At 65.9% G+C, this 13,611-nt stretch carries 15 protein-coding genes; 12 read left to right on the top strand and 3 right to left on the bottom strand.

Features of this window, described 5'->3' with window-relative positions; genetic code table 11:
• The first annotated feature begins 65 nt into the window (after nucleotides 1–65).
• From ACOAPY_RS16240 to ACOAPY_RS16220, 5 genes are all read left to right on the top strand, one after another.
• Nucleotides 66–779: a TetR/AcrR family transcriptional regulator gene (locus ACOAPY_RS16240; protein ID WP_465154004.1), complete on the top strand. Its 714-nt coding sequence runs from the start codon at nucleotides 66–68 to the stop codon at nucleotides 777–779.
• 79 nt (nucleotides 780–858) lie between these two features.
• Nucleotides 859–1,407, top strand: a complete 549-nt coding sequence (locus ACOAPY_RS16235; protein ID WP_465154003.1) for a hypothetical protein — start codon at nucleotides 859–861, stop codon at nucleotides 1,405–1,407.
• 9 nt (nucleotides 1,408–1,416) lie between these two features.
• Nucleotides 1,417–2,706, top strand: coding sequence for a flavohemoglobin expression-modulating QEGLA motif protein (locus ACOAPY_RS16230; RefSeq protein WP_076425480.1), 1,290 nt, complete (start codon nucleotides 1,417–1,419; stop codon nucleotides 2,704–2,706).
• A gap of 114 nt (nucleotides 2,707–2,820) precedes the next feature.
• Nucleotides 2,821–3,567, top strand: a complete 747-nt coding sequence (locus ACOAPY_RS16225) for a TIGR00266 family protein (protein WP_465154002.1) — start codon at nucleotides 2,821–2,823, stop codon at nucleotides 3,565–3,567.
• A 93-nt stretch (nucleotides 3,568–3,660) separates the two neighbouring features.
• Entirely contained in the window at nucleotides 3,661–3,990 is a 330-nt protein-coding gene (locus tag ACOAPY_RS16220; protein WP_076425475.1) for a hypothetical protein, read from the top strand.
• Between the two features lie 75 nt (nucleotides 3,991–4,065).
• On the opposite strand, the gene ACOAPY_RS16215 is transcribed toward ACOAPY_RS16220, so the two are convergent.
• Nucleotides 4,066–4,410 carry a pilin assembly protein gene (locus tag ACOAPY_RS16215; RefSeq protein ID WP_465154001.1) on the bottom strand — a complete coding sequence of 115 codons (345 nt, stop codon included), beginning with the start codon at nucleotides 4,408–4,410 and terminating at the stop codon, nucleotides 4,066–4,068.
• Between the two features lie 194 nt (nucleotides 4,411–4,604).
• On the opposite strand from ACOAPY_RS16215, the gene ppc reads away from it, so the two are divergent.
• The 5 genes from ppc to ACOAPY_RS16190 all read left to right on the top strand — a co-directional run bounded on the left by ppc (nucleotide 4,605) and on the right by ACOAPY_RS16190 (nucleotide 10,108).
• Complete coding sequence (ppc, locus tag ACOAPY_RS16210; RefSeq protein ID WP_465154000.1) at nucleotides 4,605–7,241, top strand: phosphoenolpyruvate carboxylase; 2,637 nt, start codon at nucleotides 4,605–4,607, stop codon at nucleotides 7,239–7,241.
• A gap of 161 nt (nucleotides 7,242–7,402) precedes the next feature.
• Nucleotides 7,403–8,050, top strand: a complete 648-nt coding sequence (gene adk, locus ACOAPY_RS16205; RefSeq protein WP_076579664.1) for an adenylate kinase — start codon at nucleotides 7,403–7,405, stop codon at nucleotides 8,048–8,050.
• 87 nt (nucleotides 8,051–8,137) lie between these two features.
• Complete coding sequence (gene tsaB / locus ACOAPY_RS16200; protein ID WP_465153999.1) at nucleotides 8,138–8,818, top strand: tRNA (adenosine(37)-N6)-threonylcarbamoyltransferase complex dimerization subunit type 1 TsaB; 681 nt, start codon at nucleotides 8,138–8,140, stop codon at nucleotides 8,816–8,818.
• A gap of 91 nt (nucleotides 8,819–8,909) precedes the next feature.
• A complete protein-coding gene (locus ACOAPY_RS16195; RefSeq protein WP_465153998.1) occupies nucleotides 8,910–9,254 on the top strand; it encodes a hypothetical protein in 345 nt (114 codons plus the stop codon).
• Nucleotides 9,254–10,108 carry a DUF72 domain-containing protein gene (locus tag ACOAPY_RS16190; protein ID WP_465153997.1) on the top strand — a complete coding sequence of 285 codons (855 nt, stop codon included), beginning with the start codon at nucleotides 9,254–9,256 and terminating at the stop codon, nucleotides 10,106–10,108. Before ACOAPY_RS16195 ends, ACOAPY_RS16190 begins: the two co-directional genes overlap by 1 nt.
• A gap of 13 nt (nucleotides 10,109–10,121) precedes the next feature.
• On the opposite strand, the gene ACOAPY_RS16185 is transcribed toward ACOAPY_RS16190, so the two are convergent.
• A complete protein-coding gene (locus ACOAPY_RS16185; RefSeq protein ID WP_465153996.1) occupies nucleotides 10,122–10,889 on the bottom strand; it encodes a hypothetical protein in 768 nt (255 codons plus the stop codon).
• Between the two features lie 108 nt (nucleotides 10,890–10,997).
• On the opposite strand from ACOAPY_RS16185, the gene ACOAPY_RS16180 reads away from it, so the two are divergent.
• Nucleotides 10,998–11,783 (top strand): class I SAM-dependent methyltransferase, encoded by a 786-nt coding sequence (locus ACOAPY_RS16180; RefSeq protein ID WP_465153995.1) that lies wholly within the window; start codon nucleotides 10,998–11,000, stop codon nucleotides 11,781–11,783.
• Here ACOAPY_RS16180 and ACOAPY_RS16175 read toward each other — a convergent pair.
• Entirely contained in the window at nucleotides 11,774–12,412 is a 639-nt protein-coding gene (locus tag ACOAPY_RS16175; protein ID WP_465153994.1) for a TetR/AcrR family transcriptional regulator, read from the bottom strand. The two genes, ACOAPY_RS16180 and ACOAPY_RS16175, sit on opposite strands and share 10 nt — an antisense overlap.
• 93 nt (nucleotides 12,413–12,505) lie before the next feature.
• Between ACOAPY_RS16175 and ACOAPY_RS16170 the strand changes: the two genes are divergently transcribed.
• Nucleotides 12,506–13,609: an efflux RND transporter periplasmic adaptor subunit gene (locus tag ACOAPY_RS16170; RefSeq protein WP_465153993.1), complete on the top strand. Its 1,104-nt coding sequence runs from the start codon at nucleotides 12,506–12,508 to the stop codon at nucleotides 13,607–13,609.
• The last annotated feature ends 2 nt before the right edge of the window (nucleotides 13,610–13,611 follow it).

Here is a 13,611-nt window from a genome sequence, read left to right as displayed (position 1 = left end):
AGGGGTCTGTCGCTATGGCAGGCCCCTGATTTTTTCTCTTCAGTCCTTGCGAGGAACGTCCAGCAGTGAACCTCAGCTCCGCCGTTGAATGCCCGGTCCGACTGGCCGGCGAGTTAGCCGAATCCGTGCAGTATCGTGGCCGCAAGGCCAGTCGCCAGGGCAGCGAGCAGCGCCGTCTGAGCATTCTCGAGGCGGCGCTACGCATCATCGTGCGTGAGGGCCTGCGTGGTGTGCGTCATCGTGCGGTGGCTGCGGAGGCAGGTGTGCCGTTGTCGGCCACCACCTACTATTTCAATGACATTCAGGACCTGATTGCCGACAGCTTCGCCTTGTTCGTCAAGCGCAGCTCGGCCAGCCTTGCTGCACTCTGGGCCGGCATGGAGGACGACTTCCGCCGCATCGCGGCTGCCATCGAGCAGAATCCGCGTGCTCGTCGCGAGCTGGTTACCCACTTCATCGATCTGGCCGTGGCTCACGTCCTGGCCAAGATGCATGCTCATGATGACGAGTTGCTGGTTGAGCTGGCCTTCCGCCAGGAGGCGCTGACCAATCCGCAGTTGCGGCCACTGTTCCTGGCGCATCAGCAGCTGCGTTTTCGCTTTGCCGAGCGCGCCGTAAGGGCCATGGGCTCCAAGGCACCTGTCGAGGATGCACAGGTGTTGACGACGCTGGTTTTGCGGATGGAATATCATGCCATTGTCGATGGGGTGGAAGACTTCGATCAGGAAGGCCAGCGTGCGGTACTGCGGCGCTTTCTCGATCTGGTAATCGGGGCTTAACAACGCCTCCTTATCATGAGTTGCGGCCCCGCCTTGGCGGGGCTTTTCTTTTCCGCCGGAATCTCACAAGGAGTGCGTAATGAATGCCTGGCGCCTGGCCCTAGCTGCCCTGAGTTGCCTGCTGTTGAGCGGATGCCTGGTAACGTTCAAGGACCCCATACCGGCCAACGAGGCGGCACCCATGCCGTTGCTCGGCGACTGGGAGCGCAGGGATGAGTGGGGTGATCAACAGTACCTTTCCATCGTGCGTGCCGGCTCCAATCTTTACCGCGCCAGGGCCTGGAGCGATGGCGATGACCAGGTGGCCGAGGAATATGGCTTCACCGTGGCCCATCATGGTCGACGCTGGTACATCTCGGCGGGCCTGCCCAAGCGGCTCGGGGCCAACTTCGCCATCGCCGGTTTCGAGCTGACGGCCAAGAACGAACTGGTGATCTACAACCTCGATGTCGAGCGCATCCTGCAGGACATGGACGGAGGTACTCTGCAGGGACAGCCCGTGGAAACACCGGAGGGCGATGCCGTGCTGGTCACCAGCCCGCTGGATAAGGTGTTCAGTTATCTCGATGATCAGGCCAATGCGGACGTCTTCGTCGAAGTGGCGCGTTATCAGCGCAGTGTCGAGTAAGGACGGCCCATGAGTCGGCGCAAATCCCAGGACGATTATCACGAGATCATCCGCGCTCTGTCCGGTCGCCTGGTCGAGGCGCAGACGCCGATCCGCGTGCTCGATGCCATCAAGTGGGACGACAGCGTGCGCCAGGGCTTCCTCAAGGCCAAGGGGCGCGCAATGCCGGCGGTTGATCGGGCCTACTACGACAGCCGCCCGCTGGCCTTCGATGCGGTGGCGAAGAAGCTGGAATTCCAGAACATCGAGCGCGACATCACCCGTCAGCTCGGTCAGTTCAATCCGGTCGGGCAGATCATGCGGCGCATGTGCAAGGAATACCGCATGGTGATCCGCATGCTCGAGGCGCGCGGCACCGCCGACTTCGGCCTGATCTCGCAGGAACTCTACGGCGCCGCCTCGGACGCCTTCCACGCTGGCGACCCGACGCTGGCCGACCTCGGCCTGATGCTTTCCGACTACCTGAACAACATCGCCGCCCGCGGTGATCTGCAGGACGAGCCGAAGAGCCTCACCGCCAAGGATGCCGTGGCCATCCTCCAGGAGCGCCTGGCCAAGGTGTTTGGCGACGACACCATTCGCGTGCTGGAGTCCGACGGCATCGTCGCCGATGCCGCCGCTGGCGCCGACTACATCAAGATTCGCAGCGACGCCCTGTTCAACGAACGCGACGTGCGTGCGCTGGAAGTGCATGAGGGCCTGGTGCATGTCGGCACCACCCTCAACGGTCTTAATCAGCCGGTGTGCACCTTCCTGGCCAAGGGCCCGCCCTCGTCGACCGTGACCCAGGAAGGTCTGGCCATCCTGATGGAGGTGATCGCCTTTGCCTCCTATCCCTACCGACTGCGCAAGCTGACCAACCGTACCCGCGCCATCCACATGGCGGAGGAGGGCGCGGACTTCCTGCAGGTGTTCGAGTTCTACCAGGAGCAGGGCTACGGCCTGGAGGAGAGCTACGGCAACGCCAGCCGGGTGTTCCGCGGCTCCACCCCGGACGGCCTGCCGTTCACCAAGGACCTGTCCTACCTCAAGGGTTTCATCCTGATCTACAACTACATCCAGCTCGCCGTGCGCAAGGGCAAGCTGGAGCAGATCCCGCTGCTGTTCTGTGGCAAGACCACCCTGGAAGACATGCGCACCCTGCGCCAGCTGGTCGACGAGGGGCTGGTAGCGCCACCCAAGTACCTGCCGCCGCAGTTCCGCGACCTCAACGCACTGGCGGCCTGGATGTGTTTCTCCAACTTCCTGAACCATCTGAGCCTGGATCGCATCGAAGCGGACTACGCCAATATTCTCTAGATCCGCGGCTCCCCTCGCCCACTTGGGGGAGAGGGGTTGGGGGAGAGGGTAAATCATGTCCCTCTCTCGTAAACGGGAGAGGGCGCACCGCGCAACCTGCAAGGAATTCTTCCTATGCCCAGCCACACACTCGACTACGAAATCCTTGGCGCCTCGGCGCAGACCGTGGAGATCATCCTCGACCCGGGCGAGACGGTGATCGCTGAGGCCGGGGTGATGAACTACATGACCGAGGGCATCCGCTTCGAGACGCGCATGGGCGATGGCTCGGCCAGTGGCATGCTGGGCAAGCTGTGGGGTGCGGGCAAGCGCCTGCTCACCGGCGAGTCGCTGTTCATGACCCACTTCAGCAACCAGGGTAAGGGCCAGCAGCGGGTCGGCTTTGCCGCGCCCTATCCGGGCACCGTGGTGCCCATCGACCTGGGCCAGGTCGGCGGCAGGCTGATCTGCCAGAAGGACGCCTTTCTCTGCGCTGCGTACGGCACCGAGATCGGCATCAGCTTCAACAAACGCATCGGCGCCGGCTTCTTCGGCGGCGAGGGCTTCATTCTGCAGAAGCTGGAAGGCGACGGTCTGGCCTTCGTGCATGCCGGCGGCACGGTGATCCGCAAGGAGCTGAACAACGAGACCCTGCGCCTGGATACCGGTTGCCTGGTGGCCTTCACCAGCGGCATCGACTACGACATCGGCCTGGCCGGCGGGTTGAAGAGCATGTTGTTCGGCGGCGAGGGAATTCTCCTCGCCACCCTCAAGGGCACCGGTACCGTGTGGGTGCAGAGCCTGCCCTTCTCGCGCCTGGCCGAGCGTATCTACGACGCCACTTTCCGGGCCCGCGAAGAAGTACGCGCTGGCGGTAAGTAGCCGGTCGCAATGTTACGCGCTGCGACACTGCGGACGCGCGGCGCACCCGGGCAACGGGTAAACTTTCGCCCTTTTGTACAGCGAGCCATTCCCATGAGTGAAGAACGTAACGCCATTCCCATGATTCTCACCGGTATCGCCAGCATCATCGGCACCATTGCCGTGCTCTGGTACTACGGCTACGTGCATTTCGCCAAGGAGGAGGATGCCCTGCTGTTGGCCGATTTCACCATGCTCAAGACCGTGCCCGGCGAGGACTACAAAGTCTCGCTCAAGCCGGCCAATCAGGTGGCTCAGTGCATCGATGGCGTGCTGGTGCTGTTCGATACCCAGCAGAAGGGCCTGACCGGCGTGCTGGTAGACAGCAAGAAGCAGGCGGTGCGTTGCATGGGCCAGGAAACGCCGCAGGCGCCTCAGCAGTAAATGCTCCCGACGCGGGTGCTCACCGGCGTCGTTCTGCAGCCTCTGTGAGGCGGCAGCGCTCGACCCGTCGCGGCGCTAGTGCTTGGCGCCGTCCTGCTGCGCGCACAGCTCCTGCAGGTAGCGGCGTGACAGGGCGAGGAAGCGCGGCGTGGGGCCGATGTCCTCGTACAGTGGGTCGCCCTGTTCGTCGGTGGCCACCACCTTGCTGCCCTTGACGTAGGGCAGGCTGGCCTCCAGTTCCTCCAGCGCGGCGCCGATCAGTTCGCCGAGCAGCTCTTCGGCATTGCGCTTGGGGTACATCTCGCACAATGCCGCCAGGCGCGCGGCGGACTCCAGGTCGAGATGGACCTGGTAGGTGTTGCGGGTCAGGCGACCCTTGGCGTTCTGTTCCCAATGGCGGGCGAGTTCACGGATCTTCATACACACCTCGTTGTGCCCATTCGTGGTGGGCGACGGTCTGGTCGGACGCTGTGGGCGCCGGCCCACGGGGCTTTTGCCCCCGGTCTGTTCAGCCTAGCTCGCCTTGGCTGCGGCCATGGCCGCTCGTCGTGTGCTTGTAAGAATGAGTCGCCCTGTGCAAGCTGAAGGCTCTATCCCTGGCGGAGAGGGCGGTCATGGCGGAAATCGATGCGCGTCTGCGTGAAGAGGTTCACCTGCTTGGCGAGCTGCTCGGCGACTGCATACGCAATCAGCGCGGCGATGCCTTCCTGGGCAAGATCGAGCAGATCCGCCAGGGGGCCAAGGCCGGGCGCCAGGGTTCGGCCGCTGGCGACCGGCAATTGCGCGAGACGCTGGCCGCGCTCGGCGATGACGAGCTGCTGCCGGTGGCGCGGGCCTTCAATCAGTTCCTCAACCTGGCCAATATCGCCGAGCAGTATCACCGTATCCGTCGGCGTCGGCCGGGCGAGGCGCAACCCTTCGATGACCGGGTGCTGGCCGAGTTGCTGCAGCGCCTGGTCGCGGATGGGCACAAGCCCGAGCAGCTGGCGCGCCAGCTGGGCCGCCTGGATATCGAGCTGGTGCTCACCGCGCACCCCACCGAAGTGGCGCGGCGCACCCTGATCCAGAAATACGATGCCATGACCGCGCAGCTGGCCGCCCTCGACCACGGCGACCTGCTGCCAGCCGAGCGCGAAGAGGTGCAACTCCAGTTGCAGCGGTTGATCGCCGAGGCCTGGCATACCGAGGAAATTCGGCGCAACCGGCCCAGCCCGGTCGATGAGGCCAAGTGGGGCTTCGCGGTGATCGAGCATTCGCTGTGGCAGGCCGTGCCGAACTTCCTGCGCAAGGCCGATCGGGCCCTGCAGGCAGCATGCGGCCTGCGCCTGCCGCTGGAGGCGGCGCCGGTGCGCTTTGCCTCCTGGATGGGCGGCGACCGCGACGGCAACCCCAACGTTACCGCCAGCGTCACTCGCGAGGTACTGTTGCTGGCGCGCTGGATGGCGGCCGATCTGTACCTGCGCGACGTCGAGCGGCTGGCGGCCGAGTTGTCGATGCAGCAGGCCAGTGACGAGCTGCGTCTGCGCGTTGGCGTGCACCCGGAGCCTTACCGTGCCGTGCTCAAGCAACTGCGCGAGCGTCTGCGCGCCACCCGTGCCTGGGCCGAGGCCGCCCTGCGCGAGGAGATTGCACCGGGTGCCGACGTGCTGCACGACAATCGCGAACTGCTCGAGCCACTGGAGCTTTGCTACCACTCGCTGCATAGCTGCGGCATGGGCGTGATCGCCGAAGGCGAGTTGCTCGACTGCCTGCGCCGCGCTGCCTGTTTCGGCCTGTTCCTGGTGCGCCTGGATGTGCGCCAGGACGCCGCCCGGCATGCCGCTGCCATGGCCGAGATCACCGATTATCTGGGCCTGGGCAACTACGCGGAGTGGGACGAGGAGCGGCGCATCGAGTTTCTCCTGCGTGAACTGGACAATCGTCGCCCGCTGCTGCCGGCGCAGCACCGGCCCTCGGCCGAAACCGCCGAAGTGCTGGCGACCTGCCGGGTGATCGCTGCGGCACCGGCTGCCTCACTCGGCACCTATGTCATCTCCATGGCTGGCGCGCCGTCCGACGTGCTGGCAGTGCAACTGCTGTTGAAGGAAGCCGGCCTGCAGCGGCCGATGCGGGTTGCACCTTTGTTCGAGACCCTGGCCGACCTGGATAACGCCGGCCCGGCCATCGACCGCCTGCTGGGCCTGCACGGCTACCGAGCACGTCTGCATGGCCCGCAGGAAGTGATGATCGGCTACTCCGACTCGGCCAAGGACGCCGGTACCGTGGCCGCTGCCTGGGCCCAGTACCGCGCTCAGGAGACTCTGGTGCAGGTCTGCCGCCGGCATGAGGTGGAGCTGCTGCTGTTCCACGGCCGCGGTGGTACGGTCGGTCGCGGTGGCGGTCCGGCCCATGCGGCCATCCTGTCGCAACCGCCGGGTTCGGTGAGCGGACGCTTCCGCACCACCGAGCAGGGCGAAATGATCCGTTTCAAATTCGGTCTGCCGGCGCTGGCCGAGCAGAACCTCAACCTGTACCTGGCCGCCGTGCTGGAAGCCACCCTGCAGCCGCCGCCCGCGCCCGAGCCGGCCTGGCGCGAGGCCATGGAGCGGCTGGCCGGGGAGGGCGTGGCGGCCTATCGCGCGGTGGTGCGCGACAATCCGCGCTTCGTCGAGTACTTCCGCCAGGCCACGCCGGAGCAGGAACTGGGGCGTCTGCCGCTCGGCAGCCGCCCGGCCAAGCGCCGTGCCGGCGGCATCGAAAGCCTGCGCGCCATTCCGTGGATCTTCGCCTGGACGCAGACCCGTCTGATGCTGCCGGCCTGGCTGGGCTGGGAGAGCGCACTGGGTAACGCCATGCAGCGCGGCGAGCAGGCGCTGCTGGAGGATATGCGCGAGCGCTGGCCATTCTTCCGCACGCGCATCGACATGCTGGAGATGGTACTGGCCAAGACCGACCTGGCGATTGCCGAGCTGTATGACGAGCGCCTGGTGACGGCCGAGCTACGACCGCTGGGGGCGCATTTACGCGACCTATTGTCGCAGTGTCGCACTCTGGTGCTCGCCCTGACTCATCAGTCCGAGCTGCTCACCCACAGCCCGGAGACCCGTGAGGCGATTACCGTGCGCAACATCTACCTGGACCCGCTGCACCTGCTACAAGCCGAGCTCCTGGCTCGTTGCAGGCTGCGCGAGAGCCCGGTGGACAGCCCTCTGGAACAGGCTTTACTGGTCAGTGTGGCGGGTATCGCGGCGGGGCTGCGCAACACCGGCTGAGGCCCCGCCGCCTCCGACTTTCGGTGGCTTGTGCAGCCTTGACGCGCTGTGTATCGTGGCCATCCTTTCGCCGCTCAGTGACGCGGAAACCCAATTAACGAGATTGGCCCCATGAGGCGAGTCCGACGACTTTTCTGTCTTATTTTTTGAGGAGCACTTCGATGCGCGTGATTCTGCTGGGGGCGCCCGGTGCCGGTAAAGGTACCCAGGCTGGCTTCATCACCAAGAAGTTCGGTATTCCGCAGATTTCCACCGGCGACATGCTGCGTGCTGCCGTCAAGGCCGGCACCGAGCTGGGTCTGCAGGCCAAGAGCGTGATGGACGCCGGTGGTCTGGTCTCCGATGACCTGATCATCAACCTGGTCAAGGAGCGCATCGCCCAGCCGGACTGCGCCAACGGCTTCCTGTTCGACGGCTTCCCGCGCACCATTCCCCAGGCCGAGGCCATGAAGGAAGCTGGCGTGACCATCGACAACGTGGTCGAAATCGCCGTCGACGACGAAGAAATCGTCCAGCGCATTGCCGGCCGTCGTGTGCACGAGGCCAGCGGCCGTGTTTACCACGTGGTCTACAACCCGCCGAAGGTCGAGGGCAAGGACGATGTGACCGGCGAAGACCTGGTCCAGCGCAAGGACGACACCGAGGAGACCGTACGCCACCGCCTGTCCGTCTACCACTCGCAGACCAAGCCGCTGGTGGACTTCTACCAAAAGCTGTCCGCCGCCGAAGGCACGCCGAAGTACAGCGCCATCGCCGGCGTTGGCTCGGTGGACGAGATCACCGCGAAGGTGCTCGCCGCCCTCAGCTGATCGGCTGACCGCTCTGTCCAACGGCCCGCTATTGCGGGCCGTTGGCGTTTATAATGCAGCCCTTTGTCTGCCTGACCGGATACCTCGATGACCACTCTGCTGGCCCTGGATACCGCCACCGAAGCCTGCTCGGTCGCTCTGCTGCACGACGGCAAGGTGCTCAGTCACTATGAAGTGGCGCCGCGCCTGCACGCTCAGCGCCTGTTGCCGATGATTCAGGATCTGCTCGGTGAGGCGGGGTTGGCGCTGTCCGCGCTGGATGCCATCGCCTTTGGTCGCGGCCCCGGTGCCTTCACCGGCGTGCGCATCGCCATCGGCGTGGTCCAGGGCTTGGCCTTCGCCCTCGACAGGCCAGTGCTGCCGGTTTCCAACCTGGCCGTGCTGGCGCAGCGCGCGCTGCGCGAGCACGGTGCGCAACAGGTCGCTGCCGCCATCGATGCGCGCATGGACGAGGTCTACTGGGGGTGCTACGCCGCCGAGCGGGGCGAGATGCGCCTGCAGGGGCTCGAGGCCGTGCTGGCGCCCGAACTGGCGCAACTGCCACGCGGCGCTCATGGCGACTGGTTCGCCGCCGGCACCGGCTGGGGCACCTATGGCGCACGCATTGCGCTGCAGCCCTGCGGCAGTGAGCCGGCCATGTTGCCGCATGCGCAGGATCTGCTCAGCCTGGCCACTTTCGCCTGGGCGCGTGGCGAGGCCTCGCCGGCTGACCAGGCGCAACCTGTGTACCTGCGTGACAATGTGGCGACACCCAAGCAGCCGGTCTGAGGTCGCCTGCCATCTGCCGGCTGGCGCCGGGAAATTGCCATTTGTATCCGCCGCCGCTACATTGCTTTTCACGTCTACCGAGCAGTAACCGATGCGTATCGACGGCCTCTCTTCTTCCTATTCGCTGGATCGCAGCCCTCGTCCGGGCAGTGCGTCTACGCCGCTGCGCGAGGCCCAGCGGGAAGTCGAGCAGCAGCGCGAGGTACCGGTTTCGCCATCCGCTACGCAAGGCTACGAGCAGCTGGCCCTGCCGCGTCGCGTGGAGGCCGGTAACGCCAGTACCGACAGCCTGCCAGCGCGCTACCAGGACAGTTTCGTCGAACAGCGCGGTCTCAGCGCCAAGGCCAACCAGGCCCTGGCTGCCTACGGCAGCACATCCGCCTACACCGAGGAGCGCGACGCCAGCGAAGTGCTCGGCCTCGACCTCTACGCCTGATGCTGCCGTATTTTCTCGGCTGCCCGTCGTGGAACGAGCCGGCCTGGCGCGGCAGTTTCTATCCATCCGACCTGCGTCCCGCTGACACCCTGAGCCACTACGCCGCCACGTTCAATGCGGTGGAGGGCAACACCACCTTCTATGCCCGCCCAGCGCCGCAGACCGTGCAGCGCTGGGCCGAGCAGATGCCGGAGCACTTTCGTTTCTGCGCCAAAGTACCGCGTGATATCAGCCATGCCGGCGACCTGCGCGAGCACTTCAGCGCGACTGCCGATTTCCTGCAGTTGCTGGCGCCATTGGGCGTGCGGGTCGCGCCGTTGTGGCTGCAGCTGCCGGTCAGCTTCGGTCCACAGCGGCTCGGTGAGTTGCTGGCCTGGCTGGACGAGTTCGCCGGGCGTGCAATTGCCGTGGAGTTGCGCCATCCGGCCTTCTTCGCCCGCGGCGACGAGGAGCGTCTGCTCAATCGCCAGCTGCAGGCACGAGGCGTGGAGCGCATCTGCCTGGATTCGCGGGCGCTGTTCGCCTGCACCTCGCCTGATCCGGCGGTGCTGCATGCCCAGGCGAAGAAGCCGCGCCTGCCGCTGCGCCCGACCGCTTTCAGCACCAGTCCGCAGCTGCGTTTCATCGGCGGCCCTGACCTGGAGGCCAACCGGGTTTTCCTCGATCCCTGGCTGGACAAGGTGGCGGACTGGATAGGGCAGGGGCTCACCCCCTACGTCTTCCTGCACACCCCGAACAATTACCTGGCAGCAGCGCAGGCGCTGCGGTTTCACGCCGGCCTCGGCGAGCGCCTGCCGGGTTTGCCCGCGCTGGCGCAGCGCGAGCCCGAGGTGGAGCAGTTCGGGCTGTTATAAGGCGTGCAGCTGCTTAGCGGCGTGCCAGCAGCAGGTCGGCGGCCTCGCCACTGCGGCCGTCGCTGAACTGGAAGCGGCCCAGCTGGGCGATCTCGTCGTAGGCGCCCAGGGCGATCTTGACGTCGCGCGCGTCCAGTTCGATGGCGGCGACGCCGGCCTGGCTCAGGCTCTGGCTGTGCTGGCGACCCTCGGCGTCGAAGCGCAGCAGGCGCAGGCGCTCGAACACGGCGTCCTGCAGGTCGATGCGGCCGTCGCCGTTGTCGTCGTACTTGCCCAGCTCGGCAAAGCCGTTGGCGGCCCCGTTCTGGTCGCCGAACAGCTCGCGGCCGTCGTCGATGCGGCCATTGCCGTTGCGGTCCAGCGCCAGCAGGGCGTCGTCGCCGCTGGGGGCGCTGATGCGGTCCGTGCGGCCGTCGGCGTCCAGATCGAAGCGCACGGCATCGTCCAGGCCGCGGGTGCTGAAGCCGTTGCCGGCGAGGTCGAGCACCAGCGGATCGGTCTTCTGCGGCTGCGGGCTGGTGGTGACGTTCAGCTGCAGCTCACGCTGTTGCAGTACCTGCTGGAAGCGGGCGGCCTGGGCGCTGGCATCGACCAGGCCCCCAGTGGGCGGCGTCGGCTGGCTGGCCTCTTCGACCCTGGCGGCGGCCTGTTCGGGGGGCAGCTGCTCTCCCTTGGGCATCAGGGTGCGGCGCAGTATCTGGTAGTCGAAGGAGTTGCGCAGGCCGGCATCCAGCTGGCTGTCCAGCGTGGAGGGGCGAGCAGAGGAGAGCGAATCGATCATGATGGAACTCGATGCGGCTGGAGTCGGCCGCGTCTGGCAAAATGGGGCACCATTCCAGCTATCGGCCGTGTGCCGTAGTCATTGAGCGTTTTTTGAGCATATTTCCTGATGAGCGACGAGCGGCCTATCACTAGAATCCGAGTCGAGGCCCTGCGGCCAGTCTTTGCCGACGGTGCCAGTGCCTGGGCCGAGCGCCTGGGCCTGCCGCTAGGGGGCGAGGCCGAGTTTGCCCTGCAGCTGGGTGATGAGGGGCTGCAGCTGGCGGAGCTCGGGCCGCAGGCGCCGGGGCCTGTGCGGGTGGACTTCGTCGAGGGCGCGGTGGCGCACCGGCGTCTGTATGGCGGCGGCAGTGGGCAGATGATTGCCAAGGCGGTTGGCGTGCAGCCCGGAGTACGGCCGAGCGTGCTGGATGCCACGGCGGGTTTGGGCCGCGATGCGTTTGTCCTGGCCACACTGGGGTGCGCGATGACCCTGAGCGAGCGGCAACCGATCATCGCCGCGCTGCTCGAGGACGGCCTGGCGCGCGCGCAGCGGGATGCCGAGGTGGCGCCGATCGCCGCGCAGATGCGCCTGCTGCAGGGCAATGCCATCGAGCTGATGCGCGACTGGCAGGGTGAGCCGCCTCAGGTGATCTACCTCGACCCGATGTTTCCGCATCGCGACAAGAGTGCCCTGGTGAAGAAGGAGATGCGCCTGTTCCGCCCGCTGGTAGGCGATGATCTGGATGCCCCGGCGCTGCTGCAGGCGGCGCTGGCTCTGGCGACCCACCGGGTGGTGGTGAAGCGCCCGCGCAAGGCGCCGATCATCGAAGGCGCCAAGCCCAGCTATGCGCTGGAAGGCAAATCCAGCCGCTACGACATCTATCCCAAGAAGGCCCTCAAGCCTCAGGCCTGATAGGCGCGCACGAATAGCCGCACCACTTCCTGCACATGCTCCTCGGCCTGCTCCGCGCTGGGCGGGGCAACCACGCCGATCATCAGGCGGAAGTGGCAGCCGCCCTTGATCAGGCAGAAGAAGTGCTCGGCGGCGTGCTGCGGGTTGTCGACTTGCAGCTGGCCGCACGCGTTGGCCTGCTCCAGCAGACGCTGCATGGCATCGATCACGCGCTGTGGGCCGGCATTGAAGAACAGTTGCGAAAGCTGCGGGTTCTGTGCGCCCTGGGCCACCATCAGGCGGTGCATGGACAGCGACTCTTCGCTGTTGATCAGGGCATTGAAGCCACGACCGATGGTCAGCAGGGCCTGTTCGATGCTGCTGTCCGGGCGCAGCTCGAAGAACAGCGGCGGCAACTGCTCTGCACACTTGGATTCCACCGCGCAGGCGAACAGCGTCTCCTTGTCGGTGAAATGGCTGTACACCGTGAGCTTGGAGACGCCCGCTTCAGCGGCAATGGCATCCATGCTGCTGCCATCGTAGCCGTTCTGCATGAACAGGCGCTTGGCCGCTTCGAGAATGGCCAGGCGCTTGGCCGGGTCCTTGGGACGTCCGGGGCCACCGGCGGGCGGAAAAGATTTGTCGGACATTTGGCTTTTTAATACTGGACTGGTGAGTACGCTATTTTTACTATACCGCTCAGTATAAGTATTCCAAGCATCTTTTTGCGAAAGGTCGCCATCATGCTCCGTCATGCCTTGTCCCTCGCTGTGCCGCTGTCGCTGATCTCCCTGCTGGTTGCCTGTGGCAACGGTGAAACCGTCGAGGCCCCGGCCCGCCCGGCCATGGTGGTGCAGCCGCTGCCGGCGGCTGACGCGGTGGATACCTACCCCGGTGAAGTGCGCGCGCGCTTCGAGCCGGAGCTGGCGTTCCGCATCGGTGGCAAGATCGCCAAGCGCCTGGTGGATGCCGGTGACCGGGTGCGCAAGGATCAGCCGCTGGCCGAACTGGACCCGCAAGACGTCAAGCTGCAGCTGGAGGCCGCCCGCGCCCAGCTCAATGCTGCCGAGGCCAACCTCAAGCTGGTGCGTTCCGAGCGCGACCGCTACAAGACCCTGCTGGTCCGCCAGCTGATCAGCCAGTCGCAGTACGACACGGTGGAGAACCAGTACCGTGCCGGCGAGGCGCGGGTTAAGCAGATCAAGGCCGAGTTCGATGTGGCCAGCAACCAGGCCGGTTACTCGGTGCTGCGTGCCTCCCAGGATGGCCTGATCGCCCGCCGTCTGGGCGAGGTGGGCCAGGTGGTGGCTGCCGGTCAGACCGTGTTCACCCTGGCCGCCGATGGCGAGCGCGAAGTGCTGATCAGTGTGCCCGAGCATGCCCTGGAGCGCTTCCGCATCGGCCAGGAAGTCAGTATCGAGCTGTGGTCGCAACCGGACAAACAGTTCCCCGGGCGCATCCGCGAGCTGTCGCCGGCCGCCGATGCGCAGTCGCGCACCTTTGCCGCACGCGTCACCTTCAGCGATCCCAAGGTCAAGGCCGAGGTGGGGCAGAGTGCTCGCGTTTCGATCACCGCCGACGGCGAGGTGCCGCTGTCGGTGCCGCTGTCCGCGCTCAGCGCGGAGAAGGGCAAGCCCTTCGTCTGGGTCATCGATGCCAAGGAATCCAAGGTGGTGCGTACGCCTGTGCGGGTCGGTGCCTACGGCCAGGAGCGTGTGTCGATCCTGGAAGGCCTGAAGGAGGGCGACTGGGTAGTGGCTGCCGGCGTGCACGTGCTGCTAGACGGGCAGAAGGTGCGTCCGGTGGACCGTGATAACCGCGTGGTTGCGCTGGTCGGCAAGGAGTAAGC

This window comes from Pseudomonas stagnisoli, from assembly GCF_048595745.1.
In the GTDB taxonomy this organism is placed as follows: domain Bacteria; phylum Pseudomonadota; class Gammaproteobacteria; order Pseudomonadales; family Pseudomonadaceae; genus Aquipseudomonas; species Aquipseudomonas alcaligenes_A.
Note: the sequence above shows the minus strand (reverse complement) of the source record. Positions and strands in the feature narration are given on the sequence as shown.

Bases quoted from the DNA above. Each gene is read 5' to 3' on its own strand.
- ACOAPY_RS16215 (WP_465154001.1), bottom strand. From the start codon at position 4,410: ATGAAGATCCGTGAACTCGCCCGCCATTGGGAACAGAACGCCAAGGGT.
- tsaB (WP_465153999.1), top strand. From the start codon at position 8,138: ATGACCACTCTGCTGGCCCTGGATACCGCCACCGAAGCCTGCTCGGTC.
- ACOAPY_RS16195 (WP_465153998.1), top strand. From the start codon at position 8,910: ATGCGTATCGACGGCCTCTCTTCTTCCTATTCGCTGGATCGCAGCCCT.
- ACOAPY_RS16230 (WP_076425480.1), top strand. From the start codon at position 1,417: ATGAGTCGGCGCAAATCCCAGGACGATTATCACGAGATCATCCGCGCT.
- ACOAPY_RS16185 (WP_465153996.1), bottom strand. From the start codon at position 10,889: ATGATCGATTCGCTCTCCTCTGCTCGCCCCTCCACGCTGGACAGCCAG.
- ACOAPY_RS16235 (WP_465154003.1), top strand. From the start codon at position 859: ATGAATGCCTGGCGCCTGGCCCTAGCTGCCCTGAGTTGCCTGCTGTTG.
- ACOAPY_RS16170 (WP_465153993.1), top strand. From the start codon at position 12,506: ATGCTCCGTCATGCCTTGTCCCTCGCTGTGCCGCTGTCGCTGATCTCC.
- ACOAPY_RS16220 (WP_076425475.1), top strand. From the start codon at position 3,661: ATGAGTGAAGAACGTAACGCCATTCCCATGATTCTCACCGGTATCGCC.
- ppc (WP_465154000.1), top strand. From the start codon at position 4,605: ATGGCGGAAATCGATGCGCGTCTGCGTGAAGAGGTTCACCTGCTTGGC.
- adk (WP_076579664.1), top strand. From the start codon at position 7,403: ATGCGCGTGATTCTGCTGGGGGCGCCCGGTGCCGGTAAAGGTACCCAG.
- ACOAPY_RS16190 (WP_465153997.1), top strand. From the start codon at position 9,254: ATGCTGCCGTATTTTCTCGGCTGCCCGTCGTGGAACGAGCCGGCCTGG.
- ACOAPY_RS16175 (WP_465153994.1), bottom strand. From the start codon at position 12,412: ATGTCCGACAAATCTTTTCCGCCCGCCGGTGGCCCCGGACGTCCCAAG.
- ACOAPY_RS16225 (WP_465154002.1), top strand. From the start codon at position 2,821: ATGCCCAGCCACACACTCGACTACGAAATCCTTGGCGCCTCGGCGCAG.
- ACOAPY_RS16180 (WP_465153995.1), top strand. From the start codon at position 10,998: ATGAGCGACGAGCGGCCTATCACTAGAATCCGAGTCGAGGCCCTGCGG.